Raw genomic sequence first — 23,515 nt, 5'->3', positions numbered from 1 at the left:
GATTTTCACATTTTGTGATCACACACTCGGAGTGTGTGATCACAGTTTCGCGCTAACGTACGCGCTGTGTTCCCGCTGTCTGTTTGGTCAACTCACGCAAGAGTTTTTGACGGATTCTGTCGGGATACTCGGCATAACTGTTTGCTGTAGCGACAAAGGCACCGGAGCCAACGATGACGTTTTCAAAGAAATAGGCGGTGAGATCGCCCGCCTGCGCGCCTTCGATGGCCAGCGCGTTCACGATAATTCCCCGTTGACCAAAGTCCGCGCGTAGCACGGCCGGAGGTACCCCCTCATTGGACACGCCGTCACCGGACAGGTCGATCACCCGGCGAAGACAATGTGGAACGCTGTCGAACAGGTTGGCGGAGACACGCAGCGCCTCTCCGATGGCAGTCGAATAATGCCGCCAGGCGCGCGGGGCGTTGGCCACTTCATCGGCCAGTGCACGGGTATCGGCAAAGCTGCGGACCTCTTGCCATGGCAGTGTCACCTGCTGGCGTGAACTGCCGGTCCATTGCACCAGCGCCACCTGCGCACGCCCCCGGATCAACGCCTCGGCCACGGCACTGTCGCGCAGCGCTTGGGCCACCCCCTGCATCTGGATGTCATATTCCTGTGTATCCACCGACCCCGAAACATCAACCGACAAGACCAGTGCAACCTCGCAGGCGATCAGACGCGCGGGCAATAGACAGAAGGCGATGACCAAACAAAGGCGCATGGCTCAAACAGAGCGTGACCGACGTCGGCACGCAAGTCACGTCAAGGTGACATGGCAGCAGCCTCCCCCACAGACACCGGGTGCTTTCACTTGGTCCGAGATAAGGTAGGCCCGCTAATTGGTCCGGCTCAGACCGGCATCAACGCCCAATAATCCAGATCCAGCAGCACGTCCGGCAAATACTTGCCATCCGGCCCCTTCAACTCGAACGGCGCGCCGCCTTTGGTTGCGACCAGCCGCAGGCGGATTGCACCGACACCGGGGGCTGCGGTTTCGGCCTTATCCAGCACTTCTGACCACGCCTTGATCGTGTTGCCAGCAAGGCAGGGGTTGGCATGTGCGCCGCCATTCAGGCCAGCGATGATCTGCGCATTGGCAAGACCATTGAATGACAGCGCCCGCGCCATCGAAATGACGTGCCCGCCATAGATCAGACGTTGGTCCGGGCGCGCTGTGATGTCGAAATGCACCTTTGAAGTGTTCTGCCACAGCCGCGTTGCCATCATGTGTTCGGCTTCTTCGATGGTGACGCCATCGACATGGTCGATGGTTTCACCAACTTCGTAGTGCGACAGGCGATGTTTTTCCCCCGCGAGTGTGAAATCGTAACTGGAAAAATCCAGTCCGTCGGGGATCACAAGGTCGGACGGTTCAAGGCTTTTCTTCAACTCGGGGATGACTGTCTCAGGGGCGGGTGCGTCCATGTCTCGTTTGCGCAGCATGACCCAGCGCGCATATTCCATGACTACCTCATCCCGCTGGTTGAGTCCGCGTGAGCGAACGTAAACCACGCCGGTGCGTCCGTTGGAGTTCTGCTTGACCCCGATCACCTCGGATTGCGACCGGATCGTATCCCCCTGCCAGACCGGCTTTAGCCAGCGCCCCTCGGCATAGCCAAGGTTGGCAACGGCATTCAACGAGACATCCGGGACCGTCTTGCCAAAGACGATGTGAAACGCGGCAAGGTCGTCGATGGGGGCCGCAGACAATCCGCAGTCGCGCGCAAATTCATCGGACGAATAAAGCGCGTGCCGCATCGGGTAGAGCGCGTGATACAGCGCCCGCTCTCCGCCCGAGATGGTGCGCGGTACGGCATGATCTATGACTTCGCCCACGGTATAGTCTTCGAAAAACCGGCCCGGATTGGTCTTTGCCATGTGTCACTGTTCTCCAAGCTTGATGTCGGGGGAATAGGTGCCGGGGGCATCCTTGACCACCGCCTGACCGCAGCGCATGACGCCGTTGGCGGCGTCAAACGCATAGGTCGGCCCGCCGTGTAGATCCCATCCAGCGTTCAGCGCGGCGGTGACCTTGTGGCAAAATGCAGAAGTGTCGTCGCTCGACAGGAAACGATACAGTTTCACTGGCTTATCCAAAGGCCGGATAGCCGAGAAGGCCATGAATATAGCCGATCACCGCCAGCAATACGACAGAGGCAGCCAAAAAGATCGCATCCTTCTTGATCGCGCCTTTGGAATTCGGCGTCCAGTGCGGCTCTGCCCGGTTGATCACTGCCATTTCCACCAGCGCCCAGACACCCAGCCCCCCAAAGAGGACAAAACTGGGGACGTCGCCGTTCACCAACAGGTGCGCCACGGTCCACAGGAAAAAGCCGGTCAGCATCGGGTGGCGCATCTTGTAGAACAGCGCCCCCTTGGACGGTCCCGGTGAAGTCAGGTACAGGGCGAAGATCATGATCAGGTTGTTGATGCCAACGGTGGCCGGGTGACGTCCCCAGAAAAAGGCGCCGTCCGCCATCCGGTAGCCAAAGATCATCAGGACGATACTGACAACGATCGCCAGCGCCACAACGCCCTTGCCCTTGTCGCCCATGGGTGCGCGCACACCGGGAGCGACCCGCTTGAACAAATGCGCGCCCCACCAGAGCGCGACGCCGAGAATCAATAGCAGCATATTGGCCTCCATGGTTTCGGCGTGAACCTGCGTTTATTCAGCCAAAGCCGCAATGGCTTCGGCCTTGGCAAGCATTTTTCGGGCGGTTTCAACGTGTAGGTTTTCGACGATCTTTCCGTCGACCACAGCAACTCCCTGCCCGGCCTTGGCGGCCTCTTCGAACGCATCGATCTGGCGGCGGGCGAGGTCGATCTCATCCGTCCCGGGGGCGAAGGCCGCATTGGCAATCTCGACCTGTGCCGGGTGAATCAGGGTTTTGCCGTCCATACCCAAATCACGTCCCTGGACGCATTCGGCCTGCAAGCCCTCATCGTCCTTGAATGCGTTGTACACACCGTCAACGATGGTGACGCCGTGGGCTTTGGCCGCCAGCACGCACAGCCCCAGCCCGGTTAGCATCGGCAGGCGGTCGGCGCGAAAACGGGAATTAAGATCCTTGGCAAGATCGTTGGTCCCCATAACCATCCCCTGCAGGCGCGGATGCGCGGCAATCTGGCCCGCGTTCATCATACCCATTGGGGTTTCCATCATTGCCCAAAGCGGCTTGTCCGTTAGAGCAGCCAACACATCAAGCTGTGCTGTGGTTTCTACCTTGGGCAACAGGATCGCATCGCAGTCCATCGCTGCCGCGGCGCGGGCGTCCGCCTCTCCCCATTCGGTGTCGAAACCGTTGATGCGCACGATGCGCGTGCGATTGCCATAGGGGCGCGACAGCGCTTCTGCCAGCGTTTCGCGGGCGGCGGTCTTTTCTCCCGGCGCAACCGCGTCCTCGAGGTCAAAGATGATGGCGTCGATGGGCAGGGCGCGGGCCTTTTCCAACGCCCGCTCCTTGGAGCCGGGAATGTAGAGAACGGATCGGTAAGGGCGCGCGCGCAGGTCCATTGGGGTCTCCATCTAAGCCCCCCTTGACGGGGCGAAATTTTGTTGCGCGGAGATGCGCATTTTTTGCCGGATAATTCAAGGTCGAATACGCCGCACCGCAGAATACCAGCGTATTTTTGTGTCAAACCGACTACCGAACCTAGCGGATTCGATGCAACGCGCGGTGCGTTAACTTGTTTTAAGCGGCCTCAAGCGGACTATCGGGACATGTCGTTGAACGCGGCAACGGGGCAATAAGGCCACAAGGATGGTGCCCCGGATCAGAGGGGACATTCCCTGTGTCGGGCTTGCGGACAATCCGCCAGATCGGCCCGGCGCGCAGCCGAAAGGTGACACTATGACGGAGAAATATTTCAAGCTGACGCTGCTTGCGGCAGGCTTACTGCTGGGCGCGGCCAACATTGTCGAGGCGCAGAACCTGCGCCACTGCGCCCCACGCGACGAGGTGGTCGACAGACTGGCCGCCAAGTTCGGTGAAACCCGGCAAAGCATGGGCCTTGGCGCAAACAATGCGGTGATGGAGGTTTTTGCCTCACCCGACTCTGGATCATGGACCATCACCGTGACTATGGCCAATGGCATCACCTGCCTTGTCGCCAGCGGTCAGGCGTTTGAGGAACTGGCCGAGGCGCTGCCTGCCAAGGGGGACGATGCGTGATCGACATGGAACCGGTTTTTCGCAGAAGGATCGGTTCCTGAAACACCTGCTCCGGTTCTTTCCGTGTCAGGTCAGCGCATCCCAGATCAGTTTTGTCCCGGTCAGCGTCAGCGCGACATAAGCGATGCCAAAAAACAGCCGTTCGGGGACAATGTGATGCGCCTTGATGCCCAGCCAAGTGCCCAACAGCGCAAAAGGGATCAGTGCAAGGTCAAGCAACAGCGTTTCCCGCGTGAAGATGCCCATCCCGGCATAAATGCCCGCCTTGGAGAAATTGACCGCCCAAAAGATCAGCACCGTGGTCGCCTGAAAGGTCGTCTTTCCCAACCCCTGCCCCAGAAGATAGACCGCCGCCGCCGGTCCACCTGCATGGCTGACAAAACTGGTAAACCCGAGGACCACGCCTGCGATTACCCCCGTGCGGGGGCCAAACCGCTTGCCGCGCAGATTGATCAAGCCTGTTGATTGCCCCAATTGCCAGGCCACAAATAACAGCGCCACCAAACCAATAAGCAATCTCACCGCGTCCGGGTCTGTCCAGGCATAGAACAGCGCCCCCAGTAACGTTCCCGGCACCGATCCGATCAGCAGCACCTTTGCCGCGGCCCAATCCCACTTGCGCCAATAGGCGGGCAGACTTGCCACGTCGATCAGCATCAAGAGCGGCAGCATCAGACCCAGCGCCACGCCGGGTTCCAGAACGATCGCAAGAATCGATGCGCTGGCAAAAGCCACGCCAGAGCCGAAACCGCCCTTGGAAATGCCTGCAAAAATGACAGCCGGGATGCACACCGCGAAAACGGATGCGGTAAATAAATCCATGAGTGCCTCTGTGAATATCTCCCCGTGACAGGTCTTTATCCTGCATTTAGCGCTCTCTACAAGGCGCGCGGACCAAGCGCCGCGTCGCAGCACCCTTGCGCGTCAGCCCGTCTGCGCGTACGCACAGCGCCAAATTCACGCAAGGCGGAGATTGAATCCATGGCCAGACCCAAGATCGCGCTCATCGGCGCGGGACAGATCGGTGGCACGCTTGCCCACCTCGCGGCAATGAAGGAACTGGGCGACGTCGTCCTGTTCGACATTGCTCAGGGCACTCCCGAGGGCAAGGCGCTCGATATTGCCGAATCCGGTCCGTCAGAAGGCTTTGACGCCAGCCTCAAGGGCACGCAAGACTACGCCGACATCGCAGGCGCGGACGTCTGCATCGTCACTGCTGGTGTGCCCCGTAAACCGGGCATGAGCCGCGATGACCTGCTGGGCATCAACCTCAAAGTCATGAAATCTGTCGGCGAAGGCATCCGCGACAATTGCCCTGACGCGTTTGTGATCTGCATCACCAACCCGCTGGACGCGATGGTCTGGGCGCTGCAACAGTTCTCGGGCCTGCCCGCGAACAAGGTATGCGGCATGGCCGGCGTGCTGGATTCGGCGCGCTTCCGCCATTTCCTCGCCGAAGAGTTCAACGTGTCGATGAAAGATGTCACCGCGTTTGTTCTGGGCGGCCACGGCGACACCATGGTGCCGTCGGTGCGCTATTCGACAGTCGCTGGTATTCCCCTGCCCGACCTGATCGACATGGGTTGGACGACACAGGACAAGATGGACGCGATTGTTCAGCGCACCCGTGACGGCGGCGCAGAAATCGTCGGCCTGCTGAAGACCGGATCGGCCTTCTACGCGCCCGCCACTTCAGCCATCGAAATGGCCGAAGCATTCCTGAAAGATCAAAAGCGCGTTCTGCCCTGTGCCGCCTATTGCGATGGCGAATTTGGCCTGGACGGCATGTATGTCGGCGTGCCCACCGTGATCGGTGCCGGCGGTGTCGAAAAGATCGTCAACATCAAGCTCAACAAGGAAGAGCAAGAGATGTTCGATGCCTCGATCAAGGCCGTTCAAGGTCTGGTTACGGCCTGCAAGGCCATCGACAGCTCGCTGACCTGAACGCTGCCGCCGATTTGAAATACTTGATTGCGCGCCCTCGGGCGCGCATTCTTTTTTCCATGATGCTATTTCGCAAGAGCTTATTGGCCCTGACCTTTACGGCAAGCGTTGCTGCCGCGCAGGACATCGATCTGACACCGCTTGTTTCAAGTGTCGGATTGACGGACACGATCGTGGCGTTGGAAAACGATCAACCCAGCCCGGGGCGCGACTTTGCCCTGGGCGGCGTGCTGTTCCTGCGTGGTATCGAAAAGACGCTGCAACTACGCTATCGCCACAATGCCGATTTCGGGAAATTGGACCTGCCAGTGTTGCGGCTGCCCTTGCCCGCAAATCCTGAGGCCACGCCCTTTTACCCCGGCTTGGTGACCGATCTGTTCCGCGACCTTGGTACGGACATGCAGGGTGCGCGCGCCGTGCTGACTAACGTGCAGGGCGATTTTGGTGTGATCCTTGACCTGACACGCGTCTGGTTCGACATCAATGAAAACGGCGCACGGGATAAGGGTGAGGGTCTGATGTCCGCCGCCCGTGCTGCCTTTGGCCGCGCCGCGCCGCAGAGTGATCTGAACAGTCTGGTGGTTCGGTTTGATACGGCGGATGCCGCATGGTTGACGGCCTACACTCACCTGCTGGAGGCGATTACCGATGTCGTCCTTGCGTTTGACCCAACCGAGGTCATCGCCGATGTCAGCCAGAGCATTGATGCCATGTCCGATCTGAGGGGCGCGCAGCCGAACACCCGTCACAGCTATCTGCGTGGGTTCGAAAGCTGGATCGACACATTTTCGATGTTCTATGGCGCGCTGAACCGGCAACCGGACCCAGCGCATACCCGCGCCATGCGGGAAAACCTGCTGGCCATGGTCGCCCAAAACCGACGGTTCTGGGATCTTCTGGCGCTGGAGACCGACAACGACCGCGAGTGGATTCCTGGGGCTGGGCAGATCTCGGCCTTGGGCATCGAATTGCCCGAGGACGCCGGCCCCGTGTGGATGAAGGTCCTGGATGATGCCGAAGGTCTTTTGGAGGGGCGCTTGCTGGTACCCCATTGGCGCGTCGAACCGGCAGCGGGGGTCAATGTTGCGCGACTGTTGCAGGCCCCCATTCCGGTGGACATCGTGACATGGGTTCATGGCAATGGCCTGCTGCCCTACATGGAACAGGGGCCACTTGTGGACGACGGCAATCTGCGCCGGTTTGAACAGATGTTCCGCGGTGATGCCCTTCTCTTCATGGTCTGGCTAAACTGATAGCGCTCACCGCGAATCACTTTGCATACAAGCCTTGATTAATTTGTGATCACAGCTTTCGGGGGTGTGATCACAAATGTCGGAAACCTACCCCCGAAACCGCCCATGCGGCAAAATAGCGGTTCAAACCCGCGCCAGACCCTGAATAGGTAGGGCAAATCCGCAGCAAAACGGGGACAGTCGACCCATGAACATCCACGAATACCAGGCCAAGGCCCTACTTCGCAGCTACGGGGCACCTGTCTCGGACGGCCGCGTCGTTCTCAAAGCCGAAGAGGCAAAAACCGCAGCTGGCGCGCTTGACGGCCCGCTTTGGGTGGTCAAGGCGCAGATCCACGCTGGTGGCCGCGGCAAGGGCTCTTTCAAAGAAGCCGATGCAGGCGAAAAGGGCGGCGTGCGCCTCGCCAAATCGGTTGAGGAAGCCGAGATGGAGGCCAAGCGTATGCTGGGCCGCACCCTTGTGACCAAGCAGACCGGCGACGTCGGCAAGCAGGTCAACCGGATCTACATCGAAGACGGCTCTGGCATCGAGACCGAACTCTACCTTGCCCTGCTGGTCGATCGTCAGACCAGCCGAGTGTCGTTTGTTGCCTCGACCGAGGGCGGCATGGACATCGAAGAGGTCGCCGAGTCGACCCCCGAAAAGATCCTGTCGTTCAGCGTTGACCCGGCCACTGGGTATCAGGCGTTCCACGGTCGCCGCATTGCCTTCAACCTTGGTCTGACCGGCAAGCAGGTCAAACAGTGCGTCGCGCTGATGGGTACGCTGTACCAGATCTTTGTCGAAAAAGACGTCGAGATGCTGGAGATCAACCCGCTGATCGTGACTGACACGGGCGACCTGAAATGCCTCGACGCCAAGATGAGCTTTGACGGCAACGCGATCTACCGTCACGCCGATATCGCCGAACTGCGCGACACATCTGAAGAGGACTCCAAGGAATTGGAGGCGTCCAAGTACGACCTCAACTATATCGCTCTCGACGGCGAAATCGGTTGCATGGTCAACGGCGCGGGCCTTGCCATGGCGACGATGGACATCATCAAGCTGTACGGCGCGGAGCCTGCCAACTTCCTCGACGTGGGCGGTGGCGCCACCAAGGAAAAGGTCACTGAGGCGTTCAAGATCATCACCTCTGACCCGCAGGTCAAAGGCATTCTGGTCAACATCTTCGGCGGCATCATGCGCTGCGACGTCATTGCCGAGGGCGTGATCGCCGCGGTCAAAGAGGTCGGCCTGCAGGTTCCGCTGGTTGTGCGCCTTGAAGGCACCAATGTGGAGAAGGGCAAAGAGATCATCTCGACCTCTGGGCTGAACGTCATCGCGGCTGACAATCTGTCAGATGGCGCCGAGAAGATCGTGAAAGCGGTCAAAGGGTAATCGTTCGGGGCGGGCCAACGGCCCCCCTACCGCCTGTGCTGGAACACCGAGGCTCATGCCAGACGCAATTCTACATATCGGCTTCAACAAATGTGGCTCGACCGCGCTTCAACAATGGTTGGGCGCGCAGGAGGACGCATTGCTGGCGCGCAGCATCTGGTATCGCAGGATGGATCCACGGACCGACGTGGTCTGCACCAACCCCCACCTGCAGGTACTGGCCTTTACCCTTGCGGGTCAGCCAGTGCCCAGCCGACCGATGAACGCGGTTCTGGGCATACCGGAGGGGGACCGCGTCGCTCAGGATGCGGTTGCACATGCGTTTCGCGAACAGTTCGAGGCACAGGTTGCAAACGGTGGTTTCACAACTTGGGTCGGGTCCAGCGAGGCACTGGTGTCTCGCTTCATGACCCCCGAAGCGATTTCAGCACTGGCAGAATGGTTGTCGGGTCTTTTTGGGAACGTGCGTTATGTCGCCTATGTTCGTCGCCCGGAAACATGGCTGGTCAGCTTGTTCGGCCACCAGCTGCGCAAGACTGCCAGTGCCGAAGAGTTGACTGCCTTTGTTGATCGCTTTGGCCCGGCGCCTTTTGCCCGTCTGCTGGATTTGTGGCGCTCTGCCGTCGGACAAGATGCGCTGGACGTGCGCCTTTTTGACGAAAGTTGGCTCGACGGTGGCGGGTTGATCACGGATTTCCAGACGGTGCTCGGTCTACCCGCCGGAACTCTGCCTTCGCGGTCGAAACGTGTAAATACATCGTTCCGCGCTCGCATGACGCCTTGGTCACGCGCACCGAAGCGCCCCGCCTTGTCAGCGCAGACCCGTGAAAAGATCTCTCAGCTCAATGCTGACGACATGAGCTGGGTCGAAAGTACCTTTTTCGCCGACCGCCGGACGGAATTCCGGAATTGGGCGGCGGGACCGGAGGCGGGGCGATGAACGATCCGACACCCCCGACCTACAGTTTCGCCTGTTCACAGGCACAAACCGACGCCGCGCAGTCGCGCCGCACCTAACCGAAGCAAAGACAGGAAAGCACATGGCCGTCCTCGTAGACGAAAACACCAAAGTCATCTGTCAGGGCCTCACCGGCTCGCAGGGCACTTTTCACACTGAACAGGCGATCGCCTACGGCACCAAGATGGTTGGCGGCGTGACGCCCGGCAAAGGTGGGCAGACCCATCTGGACCTGCCGGTCTTCAACTCGGTGCATGAGGCCAAAGCCGTGACCGAGGCGAACGCCTCTGTGATCTATGTGCCGCCGCCTTTCGCGGGCGACTCGATCCTTGAGGCGATCGACGCCGAGATGGAGCTGATCATCTGCATCACCGAAGGCATCCCGGTGCTGGACATGATGAAGGTCAAGCGCGCGCTGGAAGGCAGCAAGAGCCGTCTGATCGGCCCGAACTGCCCCGGTGTCATCACGCCTGACGCCTGCAAGATCGGCATCATGCCCGGTCACATCCACAAGCGTGGCAGCGTTGGTGTGGTCTCGCGTTCGGGCACGCTCACCTATGAGGCGGTCAAGCAGACCGCTGACATCGGTCTGGGTCAATCGACGGCCGTGGGCATCGGTGGCGACCCGATCAAAGGGACCGAGCATATCGACGTGCTGGAGATGTTCCTGGCCGACGATGAGACCCAGTCGATCATCATGATCGGTGAGATCGGTGGCTCTGCCGAAGAAGAAGCGGCGCAGTTTCTGGCCGATGAGCGCAAGAAGGGCCGTTGGAAGCCGACGGCTGGCTTTATCGCGGGCCGCACCGCCCCTCCGGGACGTCGCATGGGCCACGCGGGCGCGATTGTTGCCGGCGGCAAGGGCGATGCAGAGAGCAAGATCGAGGCCATGAAAGAGGCTGGCATCGTGGTCGCCGACAGCCCCGCGACGCTGGGTGAGGCCGTGCTGAAGGCCATCGGCTAAGGTGTAAGCCGGGCTTAAGCCCGGCCTACCCGCCGGGGCGTGTCCACGCGTGGACAGGTTTCCGGGTGTTAAAAATCAAGGGCTTACAGAGGCGTTTTTACACTCTGTTAACGTCCGCCCCATGACGCCCGCCGCCGGAACATTTGGCCGGTGGGCGAATTGGCACAAAGCGGGGAGGCAAAAGCTCCCTTTCCCGGCCCGGTCTTTTCCCGGACCGGGTAACACGCAGAAAGCCACGGGGCACGGCCCGGGGCACACACGAGGACCAGATGGCACGTCGCGCCAAACATCGGCCAAAAGCCGCAAGACGCGGAGGCACAGGGATCACCCGGTGCCGTAACCTTGTTGTGCTGGAAAACTTGCCCACCGATGTTCGGCCCCCGATCATGGCAAGGCGTGCCAGTCACGCGACTGCCCGGCCAGCCACCCCGCTCCTGCCTGAAAATGCGACCGACCGCGCCCTGTTCCTCGCCGCAGGACGTCTCCTGCCCTCTCACCCCGGTCCCAACACAGACGGTCCCAACCCTAATGAGGTGCCTTTATGACCGACCAAAGCCCCAACGACCTGTTTCACGCCTCTAGTTTCATGCAGGGGCACAACGCGGAATACCTTGAACAGATGTATGCCCGCTATGCGGCCGATCCGAACGCAGTCGATGACGCATGGGCCGCGTTTTTCAGCCAGCTTGGCGACGCCGACATGGACGTGCAGAAAGAGGCGCAGGGCCCCAGTTGGGCGCGCAAAGACTGGCCGCCGCAGCCTGACGATGATCTGACCGGCGCGCTGACTGGCGAATGGCCGATGCCCGCCGTTCCGGCAGAGGCCAAAGGCGCCGCCAAAAAGATCAAGGACAAGGCCGAGGCCAAGGGCGTCACCGTCAGTGACGAGGCGATCCAGCGCGCCGTTCTGGACAGCATCCGCGCGTTGATGATCATCCGCGCGTTCCGCATCCGGGGCCATCTGGCCGCCGATCTGGACCCGCTGGGCCTGCGTGACACCTCGAACCACCCGGAGTTGGACCCGAAGTCCTATGGCTTTACCGAGGCCGACATGGACCGGCCGATCTTTATCGACAACGTGCTGGGCCTGCAGATCGCAAGCCTGCGTGAGATCCTCTCGATCATCCGGCGCACCTATTGCGGCACCTTTGCCCTGCAGTACATGCATATTTCCGACCCTGAGCAGGCAAGCTGGCTGAAAGAGCGGATCGAGGGCTTTGGCAAAGAGGTCAAATTCACCCGCGAAGGCCGCAAGGCAATCCTGAACAAGATGGTCGAGGCCGAAGGGTTCGAGAAGTTCCTGCATGTGAAATACATGGGAACCAAGCGGTTCGGCCTTGATGGCGGCGAAAGCCTGATCCCCGCGATGGAACAGATCATCAAGCGCGGTGGCAACCTTGGCATCAAGGAAATCATCATCGGGATGCCCCACCGGGGCCGCTTGTCTGTTCTGGCGAACGTCATGAACAAACCCTACAAGGCAATCTTCAACGAATTTCAGGGCGGCAGCTTTAAGCCTGAGGATGTCGATGGGTCGGGCGACGTGAAGTACCACCTTGGTGCCTCATCGGACCGAGAGTTTGACGGCAATAACGTACACCTGTCACTGACCGCCAACCCCAGCCACCTGGAGGCGGTGAACCCGGTCGTTCTGGGCAAGGTCCGCGCCAAACAGGACCAGCTAAACGACACGAACCGCACACAGGTCATGCCGATCCTGCTGCACGGCGACGCGGCCTTTGCCGGTCAGGGTGTTGTGGCGGAATGTTTCGCCCTGTCGGGTCTGCGCGGCCACCGCACCGGCGGCACCATGCATATCGTGGTGAACAACCAGATCGGCTTTACCACCGCGCCGCACTTTTCGCGGTCCTCGCCCTATCCCACCGACAATGCGCTGGTGGTCGAGGCGCCGATTTTCCACGTCAACGGCGATGACCCGGAGGCCGTGGTGCATGCCGCCAAGGTTGCGACCGAGTTCCGCCAGAAGTTTGGCAAGGACGTGGTGCTGGATATCTTCTGCTACCGCCGGTTTGGTCACAACGAGGGCGATGAGCCCATGTTCACCAACCCGATGATGTACAACAAGATCAAGAAGCATAAGACCACGCTGACCTTGTACACCGAACGTCTGGTCAAGGACGGGTTGATCCCCGAGGGCGAGATCGAGGACATGAAGGCCTCGTTTCAGGCGCAGCTGAACGAGGAATTCGAGGCCGGCAAAGTCTATCGCCCCAACAAGGCGGACTGGCTGGATGGCCGTTGGTCCCATCTGGACAAGCAGAAAGAGGGCAAATACCAGCGCGGCAAAACCTCATTGTCCAAAGAGGCGATGAAGGACATCGGCAATGCGCTGACACGGGTGCCGGACGGCTTTCCGATCCACCGCACCGTGGGCCGCCTGATCGATACCCGCGCCAAGATGTTCGAGACCGGCGAAGGGTTTGACTGGGCCACTGCCGAGTCGCTGGCCTTTGGGTCGCTGCAGCTCGAAGGGTATCCGGTGCGTCTGTCCGGTCAGGACAGCACGCGCGGCACGTTCTCGCAGCGGCATTCGGCCTTTATCAACCAAGAGACCGAAGAGCGGTACTATCCTCTCAACAATATCCGCGAGGGGCAGGCCCGTTTTGAGGTGATCGACAGTGCGCTGTCGGAATATGCGGTGCTGGGTTTTGAATACGGCTATTCGCTGGCAGAGCCCAACGCGCTGACCCTTTGGGAGGCGCAGTTTGGTGACTTTGCCAACGGTGCGCAGATCATGTTCGACCAGTTCATCTCTTCGGGTGAATCGAAATGGTTGCGGATGTCGGGCCTTGTCTGCCTGCTGCCGCACGGGTTTGAGGGTCAGGGGCCGGAACACTCCTCAGCGCGGCTGGAGCGGTTCCTGCAGGCCTGCGGTCAGGACAACTGGATCGTGGCGAACTGTTCGACGCCCGCCAACTATTTCCACATCATGCGCCGCCAGCTGCACCGGACCTTCCGCAAGCCGCTGATCCTGATGACGCCCAAGTCGCTGCTGCGGCATAAATTGTGCGTGTCGACCGCCAAGGATTTCACCGGCGGATCGTCGTTCCACCGCGTGTTGTGGGACAGCGCGGAATCGGGCGAGAGCGACACCAAGCTGGTGGCTGACGACAAGATCAAGCGCGTGGTGATGTGTTCGGGCAAGGTCTATTACGACCTGCTGGAGGAACGCGACGCGCGCGGCATCGACGACATCTATTTGCTGCGGGTCGAACAGTTCTATCCCTTCCCGGCGATCAGCCTTGTGAAGGAACTGGAACGGTTCAAGGGCGCAGAAATGCTCTGGTGTCAGGAAGAGCCCAAGAACCAGGGCGCATGGAGCTTTATCGAACCCAATATCGAATGGGTCCTTGGCCGTATCAAGGCCGACCACCCGCGCCCGCGTTATGTGGGCCGCGCCACATCGGCCAGCCCTGCGACGGGTCTGGCCAGCCAGCACAAAGCACAGCAAGAGGCGCTCGTGAACGAAGCGCTGACGATGGAAGGAAACTGAGATCATGACCGAAGTACGCGTTCCCACGCTTGGGGAATCGGTGACCGAAGCCACCGTCGCAACCTGGTTCAAGAAGCCAGGCGATGCCGTGGCAGTGGATGAGATGCTCTGCGAACTGGAGACCGACAAGGTCACGGTCGAGGTGCCCTCGCCCATTGCCGGCACCCTGTCGGACATTGTCGCCGCAGAGGGCGAGACGGTGGGCGTGGATGCCCTGCTGGCCAATATCTCCGAAGGGGACAGCGGATCGGCTGCCGCCCCCAAGGCCAAGGCAAAGGACGCCTCTGCCGACGCGCCCAAGGACACGGCCGATGCCGGCGGGTCCAGCGTCGATGTCATGGTACCCACGCTGGGCGAATCTGTGACAGAGGCGACCGTCTCGACATGGTTCAAGAAGGTCGGGGATACCGTCGCGCAGGATGAGATGCTGTGTGAGCTGGAAACCGACAAGGTGTCGGTCGAGGTGCCCGCCCCCGCCGCAGGTACGCTGACCGAGATCATCGCCAACGAGGGCGACACCGTGCAGGCCGACGCCAAGCTGGCGGTTCTGTCCTCGGGTGCGGGTGCCGCTGCTCCGGCGGCCAAGGCCGAAGCTGCTGGCGGCGAGCAGTACACCACTCCGCCTGCCGGTGACGGTGGTCCGGGTAAGGACATCAAGGACGGCCCCGCCGCCGAAAAGGCGATGGCAGAGGCTGGCGTCACGCGCGACGCCGTGACCGGGACCGGCCGCGATGGCCGCGCGACCAAATCCGATGTCGCCGCCGCCGTGGCCGCTGCAAGCGCCGCGCCCAAGGCTGCGGCCCCGGCCGCCGCCGCGCCGCGCGCGCCGGTGCCTGCCGATGACGCCGCGCGGGAAGAGCGGGTCAAGATGACCCGCCTGCGCCAGACCATCGCGCGCCGCCTGAAAGACGCGCAGAACGCCGCCGCGATCCTGACCACCTACAACGAGGTGGACATGACCGAGGTCATGACCCTGCGCAAAGAGTACAAGGATCTGTTCGAGAAGAAGCATGGCGTCAAACTGGGCTTCATGTCCTTTTTCACCAAAGCCTGCTGCCACGCCCTGAGGGAGGTGCCCGAGGTCAACGCCGAGATCGACGGCACCGACATCGTCTACAAGAACTTTGTGCACATGGGCATCGCGGCAGGTACGCCGCAGGGTCTGGTGGTTCCGGTCATCCGTGACGCTGACCAGATGTCCTTTGCCGAGATCGAAAAAGCGATTGCCGAAAAGGGCAAGCGCGCCCGTGACGGCAAGCTGTCGATGGCGGAAATGCAGGGCGGAACCTTTACCATCTCGAACGGTGGTGTGTACGGCTCGCTGATGTCCTCGCCGATCCTGAACCCGCCGCAGTCGGGTATCCTTGGCATGCACAAGATCCAAGACCGCCCGATGGTCATCAACGGTGAGATCAAGATCCGCCCGATGATGTATCTGGCCCTGTCCTACGATCACCGCATCGTCGACGGCAAAGGTGCCGTGACCTTCCTTGTGCGGGTCAAAGAGGCGCTGGAAGATCCGCGCCGGTTACTGATGGATCTGTAATCCACCTCAAAGGCCGGGCTGAAGCCCGGCCTACACCTACCTATCGAAGAGGTGCGCGGTCAGTGCGCACCTTCCCCATCTCACTGAATTGCGCCTGTCCCTCATGAGCGATGCCCAAGACAAAACGTCCTTTTCGCGGCGCATCGCCCTTGCTTCTTGCATGCGCAACGAAGGTATCTTCCTCATGGAATGGCTGGCGCATCACCGCTCGCTTAGCTTTGATGAGGTGATCGTGGTGACGAATGACATCACCGATGGCTCTGACAGGCTGCTGGATGCGTTGGCGGCCAAAGGGCTTGTCACCCATATCACGCAGGACGTGCCCGAGGGTGCCGCGCCGCAGGACAGCGGTATGGACCTTGTCCTGCGCCATGCCCGCGACAGGGGCATCACCCACGTCCTGCACATCGACAGCGACGAATTTCTGGCTTTGCGCCAAGGCTCTTTGACCGATCTGCTGGCGCGCACCGAAGGGGCGGATGTGGTTCCGATCCCGTGGCGCATGTTTGGCGATAGCGACGTGACGGACTGGACGCCCGGCGATCTGGTGACAGAGGCCAATACCCGGGCCGAGCCTGCGCCGGAGCCGGGTGTGACCAAGTTCAAATGTCTCTTTCGTGTGGCCAGCTTTGCCCGGGCCACCGATCACAACCCGTTGGAACCGCTGGTGGATGACCCGCAAGTCCTGACTGCAGATGGTGCGCCGCTGTCCAACGCGTCTTTGTTTCAAAGGAAATCCGCCCGATTTCGCCCTCATGAGATCGCGGCGTCAACCCGCAGCGCGCAGTTGTATCACTATGCCGTTCGCGCGCAGGATTGTTTCCTGATGAAGAGCGATCGGGGCGATGGTCAGGGCAAGCAGGGCGACACCAAATACCACCTGAACAGCAGTTGGCACCGAACGGCGAACCGCAACGATGTTGAGGACCGCCGACTGGCGGATCGCGTGCCCGCCCTGCGCGAGACATTGGCCGCGTGGCGCGCCAATCCAGCTATCGCCAAGGCCGAACAGGTCTGTCAGGACTGGTTCATTGCCACTCGCGGGCGTCTGTTGACGCCGGGAAACCGGGCGGCGTGGACCCGTGGAAAGGCAAAGGCATGACCTCCTCGACGACACACGAAACCAGCCTTGAGGTCCTGGGTCACGCCCGGGACGGGGGCGCGCGATGACCCCTGAACTGACGGCCCTCACCCTCGCCGCGCTGTTGCAGGTTGTGCAATTTGTGCTGATGGCGGTGCCCGCCAACATGGAGGTGGGCCCACGCAAGACCATGAGCCCGCGTGACCGTGCAAGGCTGGGTGGCGCGCTGGAGGATCAACTGTCGCCGAAAACCGCGCGGCTGTTGCGGGCCCTGAACAATCACTTTGAGGGGTTGATCCTGTTTTCGATCGCAGTCTTCGTGATTACCTTTTCGGATCAGGGCACCGGGATCACCGCACTGCTGTCGTTCCTCTACCTGCTGGCGCGTGTGCTGTACGTTCCAGCGTATTATTTCGGCTGGACGCCGTGGCGATCAGTCATCTGGCTGGTGGGCTTTGGTGCCACCGCGCTCTTGCTGCTGGTGGCCCTGATATGAGCCCCCTGCCCGTACCAACACCGGCCCCTCCGGGGCTGCACGCATAACGGGGACGGCTGCCGCAGGCAGTCTGGGGGCAGCGCGCCCCTGCCCCGCTGACAATGAAAGGAAAACTTCATGGCAAACTATGACCTGATCGTTATCGGTTCTGGCCCCGGCGGCTATGTGGCCGCGATCCGCGCCGCCCAGCTGGGTCTGAAAACCGCCTGCGTCGAAGGGCGTGAGACCCTTGGCGGCACCTGCCTGAACATCGGCTGCATTCCGTCCAAGGCGATGCTGCACGCGACCCATTCGCTGCACGAGGCAGAGCACAATTTCGTCAAGATGGGCCTGAAGGGCAAGTCGCCTTCGGTCGATTGGGACCAGATGAAGGCGTACAAGCAGGACGTGGTGGACCAGAACACCAAGGGCGTCGAGTTCCTGTTGAAGAAGAACAAGGTCGACTGGATCAAGGGCTGGGCCTCGATCCCCGAGGCGGGCAAGGTCAAGGTCGGCGATGAGGTCCATGAGGCCAAGAACATCATCATCGCCTCTGGGTCCGAGCCGTCATCGGTGCCGGGTGCCGAGGTGACGATTGACGAAAAGATCGTCGTGACCTCGACCGGGGCGCTGGACCTGCCGAAGGTGCCGAAAAAGATGGTGGTGATCGGAGCCGGTGTGATCGGGCTGGAGCTGGGGTCTGTTTACAAGCGTCTGGGGACCGAGGTGCATGTGATCGAATACCTCGACCAGATCACGCCGGGGATGGATTCGGACGTGCAGAAAGGTCTGCTGAAGATCCTCAAGAAGCAGGGGCTGGAGTTCACCCTTGGGGCGGCGGTGTCGAAGGTCGAAACGCTGAAGACCAAGGCCAAGGTGACTTACAAGTTGCGCAAGGACGACAGTGAACACACCGTGGACGCGGATGTGGTGTTGGTGGCAACGGGCCGCAAGCCCTACACCGACGGGCTGGGACTGGACGCGCTGGGGGTCGAGACAAGCCCGCGCGGCCAGATCAAGACCGACGCCCAGTGGCGCACCAACGTGCCCGGCGTTTATGCCATCGGGGACGCCATTGACGGCCCGATGCTGGCCCACAAGGCCGAGGATGAAGGCATGGCCGCCGCCGAGGTGATCGCGGGCAAACATGGCCACGTCAACTATGGCGTGATCCCCGGTGTGATCTACACCACGCCCGAGGTGGCCTCTGTCGGCAAGACCGAAGAGCAGCTGAAGGAAGAGGGCGTCAACTACAAGGTTGGCAAGTTCTCGTTCATGGGCAACGGTCGCGCCAAGGCAGTGTTCCAGGGCGACGGGTTCGTCAAGCTGCTGGCGGACAAGGACACGGATCGGATCCTTGGCTGTCACATCATCGGCCCGGCGGCAGGCGATCTGATCCATGAGATCTGTGTCGGCATGGAGTTCGGGGCCTCTGCCGAGGACATCGCGCTGACCTGCCACGCGCACCCGACCTTCTCGGAGGCGGTGCGTGAGGCGGCGCTGGCCTGTGGCGACGGCGCGATCCACATGTAAGCCTGCGTAGCTGGCGGGGACAGAGCGGGGGTTTCACACCCCCGCACCCCCGTGGGTGTATTTTTCCAGAGAAGAAGCTGCGGGCGGAGGTTGTTTTCAGGACTGCCGCCCGCTTTTTGGACAGATCGGATGATGGGCGGGGGTCAGTGTGAACAGGACCATCATGGGTGCCATCCTCGTCGTTGGCGGATCTGTCGGATACATGGCCGGAGGGCTGATATTTGGTCCGCCGTCCCGAGACCAGCGGATTGCGACCCTGTTCGAAGAGGTCTGCGTGCGGCAGGCGTTTGGGGAGGCGCGGACGGAACCGCCCTATCAGAAAGTGGTTCCGGTCCGGTCATTTGACAACACGCGCCTGTGGGTGGACCCGGTGTCGGCCAGTTTTCTAGAGATACCGGACGCAAAATGCGACCTCAAAACCCACGATCCCAATGCGCTGAGCCGCGTTGACGCGGAAAAACTGGCGGCGCGGATTGAACCGATCGTTTTGGACAGCTTTCCCGATCTGGCGTTTGATCCCAGCGTGACCCTAGGCGACGGCACCATCTCACGCGGCTGGATGCGTGGTGAGGCGATGTCACCCGAGCGGCGCGGCGTGGTGTTTTTCGCCTATCCCGAGATGGAAGACGGCGCGGGCAGTTCCTTGACGCTTTTTTATCCCGACCCGCCGGGCTGAGCGGCTACCACATCTTGGGCTTGGCGTATTCCGGGTAGGTGCGGTCATAGTCCTTGCCGCCATATGCGCCGTTTGTCATGTCGGCGATGATCTCTCCGGTCGTGGGCAGGCCTTTTGAGATGTCTCCGCAGGTCCAGAGGGCCGAGCGCATCAGCGCCTTGGCGCATTGAGTATAGACCTCTGCCACCTCAATCACGATGACGGTGGCAGGCTGCTTGTCGCCTTTGGCGAAGCTGCGGCGCAGGTCCGCATCATCGGTCAGGAAGGCGCGGCCATTGACGCGCACCGTGGTGTTGGTTCCCGGCACCAGAAACAGCAGCGCCGCGCGCCCGTCCTGCACGATGTCGCGCAGGCAATCTAGCCGGTTGTTGCCCCACCAGTCCGGCATCATCAGCGTCGTTTCATCCGCGACCCGCACCAGCGGGCCATTGTCGCCACGGGGCGAGCCATGCACGCCGTCTGGTCCGGCGGTCGACAGCACGCCAAAGCGCGCGCCCTCGATCCATTGGCGATAAAGCGGGGTCAGACGGGTGGCGACCTTGCTCATCGCCGCAGGAACCGGTGCGCCGTACAGCGCGTGCAGATCGTCCTGTGTTTCAAGTCTGCGCATCGAATCCGGCCTCTTTCATCAGTGCATTGGACGCGGTTTCCACCTCATTCTGGAGGCGCGCCAGAAAAGCATCGCGGCCCAGCCCCGGTTCGATTCTGGGCAGGAACTCAACCACGGCAAGGCCCGATTTGCGGTAGATCCCCTTGCGCGGCCAGAACAGGCCCACGTTGGTGGCCGCCGGGACGCAGGGCTGGCCCGTCTGTTCATAGAGCAACGCGGTGCCAACTTTATACGGGGCTTTGACACCGGGCGCGATGCGGGTGCCTTGGGGGTAGATGATCAGCTGGCCCGGATCAGCTGCACCGCGATCCACATCGCTCAGCATCTTGGCGATGGCTTGTCCGCGCTTACCGCGCGCCACAGGCACGCATCCGATGCGCAGGGCGTATTGGCCAATGACCGGTGCCCACATCAGTTCGCGTTTCATGATGAACTTGCCCGCCGGGATCGCACCAAAGATCAGGATGATGTCCAGAAAGCTTTGGTGTTTGGCAGCGATCAGCACCTCATCGCGCGGGATCGGGCCTCGGACCTCTGTCCGCAGGCCCACCATCCAGCGCGCGGTAAAGCGCACCCAGCGGCAGTAGGTCTTGCAGGCCGCGCGGGCGCCCTGTTTTGAGATCAATGCCCACGGCAGGAAGACGATGCCCATGATCGCCATCATGCCGTACATTTGAACAACGAAAAGAAACGACATCACCCAACGCATCAGGCCAATTCCCCCAAGACACGGCGTGCGGCCAGTTCGGTGGCCAGAAAGGCCACGGCAGCGGCCAGAAATGGCACGAGCAGCGGCCAGAGCCATTGAAACCCGCTAAAGCGCAGGCCGGTCAGGATACCGCCCGTGTCCCCGGCGGAGGGCATCAGCAGCAGTGCGGCCACACCAACCAACGTGCCCACCGCCGCCCCGGTCAGCGTGCGCAGGGTAAAGCGGCGCACAAAGGCGCCTGCAATATAACCATCGGTGGCCCCGACCAACCGCAACACGGCGATGACCTGCGCGTTGGCGGCAAGTGCGGCATGGGCGGCCAGCGTGACCATCGCGCCGGTGGCCGCGCCGATGAGCACGATCGCCGCCCAGCCCAACAAGCGCAAGCGACCCGCCGCCGTCACCAGCGGCCTACGCCAGCGGTTGTGTTCATCCAGCACAGCACCCGGTGCCTCTGCCTGCAGACGCAGACGCAGGCCGTCGGCATCATAGCCGCCCGATGCCTCTTGCACCTCGACGATCTGTGGCATCGGCAGGCTTTCCAGCGGCAGGTCGGGGCCAAACCACGGCTCTAACAGCGCGCGTTGTTCATCCGCCGTCAGCGCACGGGCCGAGTCGATCCCCGGTGTCTGTTCGAGCACGCGCAGGACGGTGGTGGTTTGTGCCGCCAGTTGCCCCTCGGGCGCGGAAATGCGGATGGTTGAGGCGCGGGCCAATTCCTCGCCCCAAGAGGTTGCCAGTCGCCCGGCGGCAAGGCTGAGGGCCAGTGCGAAGACCGTCAGAAAGGCCATGGCGGCGGCGGTGAACAGCGTCAGGCGTACGGTGAACCCGGCAGGTGGCACCACGCGGTCCGCGCCTGCGTCACGGGCGATCAGCCCTTTGAACCGGTCCAGCATCGCGATCACAGGTCCGCCCCCGCCGATTGCAGCGTGCCACCCGCGATGCGCAGGATGCGCGCGGGCACCAGACTTTTGGCGGCGCGTATCAGCATCAGGTCATGGGTGGCAATCATCACCGTCTTGCCCATCTTGTTCAACTCGACCAGCAGGCGCAGCAGGCGTTGCGACATCTCCCAGTCGACGTTGCCGGTGGGCTCATCCGCCAAAATCACATCCGGGCTGAGAATCAACGCGCGGGCCAGCGCGGCGCGCTGACGTTCGCCCCCCGACAGTTCCGGCGGCAGCGCCTCGGCCTTGGCCGTCAATCCGACCCATGTCAGCAGTTCGCGCAGGTTGTCCACCTGATCGACCGTCGCCTGTCCGGTCACGGTCAATGGCAGCGCCACATTTTCTGCCAGCGGCAGATGGTCAAGGAACTGGCAGTCCTGATGCACCACGCCGATGCGGCGGCGGGCAAAGGCCACCGCGTCGCGGTCCATGTCCGCGACATCGGTGTCAAAGATCGACACCCGCCCCTCTGTCGCCCGCAGCGCGCCGTAACAGAGTTTCAGGAAGGTTGTCTTACCCGATCCTGACGGGCCGGTCAGGAAATGAAAGGATCCGGGCGCCAGCTGCAGGGACAGGCCCGAAAACAGCGCCGCTCCGCTGTAGGAATAGGCCACATTGTCCAGCTCGATCACAGGGGGTCTGCCTTTATGATTGGCGTTCAGAACGCAGTTTTGCCCGAGCTATCGCGCTGTTGCAACGCGTGGGCCACAGAATTGGACTTTTCCCGCCGAAACGGGCAGCTTAAGGTTCAGGCGGTCGCCCGACGAGGCACCGCAATAGTCGACACATGCAGGAATAGACAGGGGATCGGGACGGAATGCGGCTGGTTTGCCCAAATTGCGGCGCTCAATATGACGTGCCCGTCGAAGTGATCCCGGAAGCGGGCCGCGACGTACAATGCTCGAACTGTGGGCATACCTGGTTTCAAAAACGAGTGTCGCCCGGATCGGCAGCGCCTTCAGAACCTGCGCCGATGCCCGAAACGATGCCCGACCCGATACCGGAATCACCTGATCCGGGTCCGCCCGAAACAGAATTGCGCAGCCCCAAGAAAAGCATCGACCCGGAGATGGCCGAGTTGTTCCGCGAAGAGCGCGAATTCGAAGCGCGCCAACGCGCGGCCGAGGGGCTGGAAACGCAGCCGGATCTGGGACTTGAACCCCCGGCTGAGGATGAAAAGGCGCGCCGCACTCGCGAAAGCCGCGAACGGATGGCGCAGATAAAGGGCGAAGAGATCGCCCAAGGCGCAGGGCGTTCCATTCCGCCCCCCGCAGCGGCCGATGCCGAACTTCAGGCTGCCGCCGTGGCCGCAGCCGCAGCATCGCGGCGCGAATTGCTGCCCGATGTGGACGAAATCAACCAGACTCTGCGCGCATCGTCTGAGCCGCGCGTGATCGACCGCGAGGCCGGAACGCCGTCCCACGGCGCGCCGCGCCAAACCGGCAATCCCTTTGCCCGCGGCTTTATGCTGGTCGTGTTGCTGGCAGTGATCGGCGTGGCGATTTATGTCAGCGCGCCGAAACTGTCGCAGCAAATGCCGCAAGCGGCCCCCTACCTCGACACTTATGTCGCGACGGTGGACAAGGGACGCGTCTGGTTGGACGGGCAGGTCAAGGCCCTGCTGTCGCAGCTTGACCAGATGAGTTCCGAGGCCGCGGTCCCCGACGCTGCTGTCCCGGACCCCGCCAACTAAGCCACCAAATGACCGCGCGCCGGGCGCGCGGGCCCGAAACGCAAGAAACGCGC

The 23,515-nt window shown here is 61.7% G+C and carries 23 protein-coding genes; 13 read left to right on the top strand and 10 right to left on the bottom strand.

Annotated features, from left to right (window positions below; translation table 11 throughout):
• Nucleotides 1-52: 52 nt before the first annotated feature.
• From ANTHELSMS3_RS10500 to ANTHELSMS3_RS10480, 5 genes are all read right to left on the bottom strand, one after another.
• Nucleotides 53-652 carry a DUF1194 domain-containing protein gene (locus ANTHELSMS3_RS10500; RefSeq protein ID WP_368074435.1) on the bottom strand — a complete coding sequence of 200 codons (600 nt, stop codon included), beginning with the start codon at nt 650-652 and terminating at the stop codon, nt 53-55.
• A 200-nt stretch (nt 653-852) separates the two neighbouring features.
• A complete protein-coding gene (locus ANTHELSMS3_RS10495; protein WP_094034823.1) occupies nt 853-1,881 on the bottom strand; it encodes a MaoC family dehydratase in 1,029 nt (342 codons plus the stop codon).
• Between the two features lie 3 nt (nt 1,882-1,884).
• Complete coding sequence (locus ANTHELSMS3_RS10490) at nt 1,885-2,088, bottom strand: DUF1737 domain-containing protein (RefSeq protein ID WP_094034822.1); 204 nt, start codon at nt 2,086-2,088, stop codon at nt 1,885-1,887.
• Between the two features lie 4 nt (nt 2,089-2,092).
• On the bottom strand, nt 2,093-2,638 hold the full coding sequence (locus ANTHELSMS3_RS10485; RefSeq protein ID WP_094037050.1) for an NnrU family protein: 546 nt from the start codon (nt 2,636-2,638) through the stop codon (nt 2,093-2,095).
• Between the two features lie 33 nt (nt 2,639-2,671).
• The gene (locus ANTHELSMS3_RS10480) at nt 2,672-3,520 is read right to left on the bottom strand and encodes an HpcH/HpaI aldolase/citrate lyase family protein (RefSeq protein ID WP_094034821.1); all 849 of its coding nucleotides are present in this window, start codon (nt 3,518-3,520) and stop codon (nt 2,672-2,674) included.
• Between the two features lie 337 nt (nt 3,521-3,857).
• Between ANTHELSMS3_RS10480 and ANTHELSMS3_RS10475 the strand changes: the two genes are divergently transcribed.
• Nucleotides 3,858-4,178 carry a hypothetical protein gene (locus ANTHELSMS3_RS10475; protein ID WP_094034820.1) on the top strand — a complete coding sequence of 107 codons (321 nt, stop codon included), beginning with the start codon at nt 3,858-3,860 and terminating at the stop codon, nt 4,176-4,178.
• Nucleotides 4,179-4,244: 66 nt separating this feature from the next.
• On the opposite strand, the gene ANTHELSMS3_RS10470 is transcribed toward ANTHELSMS3_RS10475, so the two are convergent.
• Nucleotides 4,245-5,000, bottom strand: coding sequence for a sulfite exporter TauE/SafE family protein (locus tag ANTHELSMS3_RS10470; RefSeq protein WP_094034819.1), 756 nt, complete (start codon nt 4,998-5,000; stop codon nt 4,245-4,247).
• Between the two features lie 159 nt (nt 5,001-5,159).
• On the opposite strand from ANTHELSMS3_RS10470, the gene mdh reads away from it, so the two are divergent.
• The 11 genes from mdh (at nt 5,160) to ANTHELSMS3_RS10415 (ending at nt 19,503) form a co-directional block, all read left to right on the top strand.
• A complete protein-coding gene (mdh, locus tag ANTHELSMS3_RS10465) occupies nt 5,160-6,122 on the top strand; it encodes a malate dehydrogenase (protein WP_094034818.1) in 963 nt (320 codons plus the stop codon).
• Between the two features lie 59 nt (nt 6,123-6,181).
• Complete coding sequence (locus ANTHELSMS3_RS10460) at nt 6,182-7,375, top strand: hypothetical protein (RefSeq protein WP_094034817.1); 1,194 nt, start codon at nt 6,182-6,184, stop codon at nt 7,373-7,375.
• 187 nt (nt 7,376-7,562) lie between these two features.
• Complete coding sequence (sucC, locus tag ANTHELSMS3_RS10455) at nt 7,563-8,756, top strand: ADP-forming succinate--CoA ligase subunit beta (protein WP_094034816.1); 1,194 nt, start codon at nt 7,563-7,565, stop codon at nt 8,754-8,756.
• Nucleotides 8,757-8,811: 55 nt separating this feature from the next.
• Nucleotides 8,812-9,696, top strand: coding sequence for a hypothetical protein (locus ANTHELSMS3_RS10450; protein WP_094034815.1), 885 nt, complete (start codon nt 8,812-8,814; stop codon nt 9,694-9,696).
• A 100-nt stretch (nt 9,697-9,796) separates the two neighbouring features.
• On the top strand, nt 9,797-10,678 hold the full coding sequence (gene sucD / locus ANTHELSMS3_RS10445; protein WP_089278897.1) for a succinate--CoA ligase subunit alpha: 882 nt from the start codon (nt 9,797-9,799) through the stop codon (nt 10,676-10,678).
• 541 nt (nt 10,679-11,219) lie between these two features.
• Nucleotides 11,220-14,192, top strand: coding sequence for a 2-oxoglutarate dehydrogenase E1 component (locus ANTHELSMS3_RS10440; RefSeq protein ID WP_094034814.1), 2,973 nt, complete (start codon nt 11,220-11,222; stop codon nt 14,190-14,192).
• A gap of 1 nt (nt 14,193) precedes the next feature.
• Complete coding sequence (gene odhB / locus ANTHELSMS3_RS10435) at nt 14,194-15,738, top strand: 2-oxoglutarate dehydrogenase complex dihydrolipoyllysine-residue succinyltransferase (RefSeq protein WP_094034813.1); 1,545 nt, start codon at nt 14,194-14,196, stop codon at nt 15,736-15,738.
• A 103-nt stretch (nt 15,739-15,841) separates the two neighbouring features.
• Complete coding sequence (locus ANTHELSMS3_RS10430) at nt 15,842-16,840, top strand: glycosyltransferase family 2 protein (RefSeq protein ID WP_094034812.1); 999 nt, start codon at nt 15,842-15,844, stop codon at nt 16,838-16,840.
• Between the two features lie 64 nt (nt 16,841-16,904).
• Nucleotides 16,905-17,315: an MAPEG family protein gene (locus ANTHELSMS3_RS10425; protein ID WP_094034811.1), complete on the top strand. Its 411-nt coding sequence runs from the start codon at nt 16,905-16,907 to the stop codon at nt 17,313-17,315.
• 117 nt (nt 17,316-17,432) lie between these two features.
• A complete protein-coding gene (gene lpdA, locus ANTHELSMS3_RS10420; protein ID WP_094034810.1) occupies nt 17,433-18,827 on the top strand; it encodes a dihydrolipoyl dehydrogenase in 1,395 nt (464 codons plus the stop codon).
• A gap of 148 nt (nt 18,828-18,975) precedes the next feature.
• A complete protein-coding gene (locus ANTHELSMS3_RS10415) occupies nt 18,976-19,503 on the top strand; it encodes a hypothetical protein (RefSeq protein WP_094034809.1) in 528 nt (175 codons plus the stop codon).
• Nucleotides 19,504-19,507: 4 nt separating this feature from the next.
• Here ANTHELSMS3_RS10415 and ANTHELSMS3_RS10410 read toward each other — a convergent pair whose 3' ends face one another.
• From ANTHELSMS3_RS10410 to ANTHELSMS3_RS10395, 4 genes are read right to left on the bottom strand one after another with little or no spacing between them, the layout of a single operon-like run.
• Nucleotides 19,508-20,113, bottom strand: a complete 606-nt coding sequence (locus tag ANTHELSMS3_RS10410; protein ID WP_094034808.1) for a pyridoxamine 5'-phosphate oxidase family protein — start codon at nt 20,111-20,113, stop codon at nt 19,508-19,510.
• Entirely contained in the window at nt 20,100-20,822 is a 723-nt protein-coding gene (locus ANTHELSMS3_RS10405; protein WP_198319922.1) for a lysophospholipid acyltransferase family protein, read from the bottom strand. The genes ANTHELSMS3_RS10410 and ANTHELSMS3_RS10405 overlap by 14 nt, the downstream gene beginning before the upstream one ends.
• Nucleotides 20,822-21,718 (bottom strand): cell division protein FtsX, encoded by an 897-nt coding sequence (locus ANTHELSMS3_RS10400; protein WP_094037049.1) that lies wholly within the window; start codon nt 21,716-21,718, stop codon nt 20,822-20,824. Before ANTHELSMS3_RS10400 ends, ANTHELSMS3_RS10405 begins: the two co-directional genes overlap by 1 nt.
• Nucleotides 21,719-21,723: 5 nt before the next feature.
• Entirely contained in the window at nt 21,724-22,401 is a 678-nt protein-coding gene (locus ANTHELSMS3_RS10395; protein ID WP_094034807.1) for a cell division ATP-binding protein FtsE, read from the bottom strand.
• A 185-nt stretch (nt 22,402-22,586) separates the two neighbouring features.
• On the opposite strand from ANTHELSMS3_RS10395, the gene ANTHELSMS3_RS10390 reads away from it, so the two are divergent.
• Entirely contained in the window at nt 22,587-23,462 is an 876-nt protein-coding gene (locus ANTHELSMS3_RS10390) for a zinc-ribbon domain-containing protein (RefSeq protein ID WP_094034806.1), read from the top strand.
• Nucleotides 23,463-23,515 lie beyond the last annotated feature (53 nt).

It is taken from the genome of Antarctobacter heliothermus, assembly GCF_002237555.1.
Lineage (GTDB): Bacteria > Pseudomonadota > Alphaproteobacteria > Rhodobacterales > Rhodobacteraceae > Antarctobacter > Antarctobacter heliothermus_B.
The sequence above is the reverse complement of the archived record's forward strand: the minus strand, read 5'-3'. Positions and strand labels throughout refer to the sequence as shown.

Bases quoted from the DNA above. Each gene is read 5' to 3' on its own strand.
- ANTHELSMS3_RS10495 (WP_094034823.1), bottom strand. From the start codon at position 1,881: ATGGCAAAGACCAATCCGGGCCGGTTTTTCGAAGACTATACCGTGGGC.
- ANTHELSMS3_RS10485 (WP_094037050.1), bottom strand. From the start codon at position 2,638: ATGCTGCTATTGATTCTCGGCGTCGCGCTCTGGTGGGGCGCGCATTTG.
- ANTHELSMS3_RS10480 (WP_094034821.1), bottom strand. From the start codon at position 3,520: ATGGACCTGCGCGCGCGCCCTTACCGATCCGTTCTCTACATTCCCGGC.
- ANTHELSMS3_RS10475 (WP_094034820.1), top strand. From the start codon at position 3,858: ATGACGGAGAAATATTTCAAGCTGACGCTGCTTGCGGCAGGCTTACTG.
- ANTHELSMS3_RS10470 (WP_094034819.1), bottom strand. From the start codon at position 5,000: ATGGATTTATTTACCGCATCCGTTTTCGCGGTGTGCATCCCGGCTGTC.
- mdh (WP_094034818.1), top strand. From the start codon at position 5,160: ATGGCCAGACCCAAGATCGCGCTCATCGGCGCGGGACAGATCGGTGGC.
- ANTHELSMS3_RS10460 (WP_094034817.1), top strand. From the start codon at position 6,182: ATGATGCTATTTCGCAAGAGCTTATTGGCCCTGACCTTTACGGCAAGC.
- sucC (WP_094034816.1), top strand. From the start codon at position 7,563: ATGAACATCCACGAATACCAGGCCAAGGCCCTACTTCGCAGCTACGGG.
- ANTHELSMS3_RS10450 (WP_094034815.1), top strand. From the start codon at position 8,812: ATGCCAGACGCAATTCTACATATCGGCTTCAACAAATGTGGCTCGACC.
- sucD (WP_089278897.1), top strand. From the start codon at position 9,797: ATGGCCGTCCTCGTAGACGAAAACACCAAAGTCATCTGTCAGGGCCTC.
- ANTHELSMS3_RS10440 (WP_094034814.1), top strand. From the start codon at position 11,220: ATGACCGACCAAAGCCCCAACGACCTGTTTCACGCCTCTAGTTTCATG.
- ANTHELSMS3_RS10430 (WP_094034812.1), top strand. From the start codon at position 15,842: ATGAGCGATGCCCAAGACAAAACGTCCTTTTCGCGGCGCATCGCCCTT.
- ANTHELSMS3_RS10425 (WP_094034811.1), top strand. From the start codon at position 16,905: ATGACCCCTGAACTGACGGCCCTCACCCTCGCCGCGCTGTTGCAGGTT.
- lpdA (WP_094034810.1), top strand. From the start codon at position 17,433: ATGGCAAACTATGACCTGATCGTTATCGGTTCTGGCCCCGGCGGCTAT.
- ANTHELSMS3_RS10410 (WP_094034808.1), bottom strand. From the start codon at position 20,113: ATGCGCAGACTTGAAACACAGGACGATCTGCACGCGCTGTACGGCGCA.
- ANTHELSMS3_RS10405 (WP_198319922.1), bottom strand. From the start codon at position 20,822: ATGCGTTGGGTGATGTCGTTTCTTTTCGTTGTTCAAATGTACGGCATG.
- ANTHELSMS3_RS10400 (WP_094037049.1), bottom strand. From the start codon at position 21,718: ATGCTGGACCGGTTCAAAGGGCTGATCGCCCGTGACGCAGGCGCGGAC.
- ANTHELSMS3_RS10390 (WP_094034806.1), top strand. From the start codon at position 22,587: ATGCGGCTGGTTTGCCCAAATTGCGGCGCTCAATATGACGTGCCCGTC.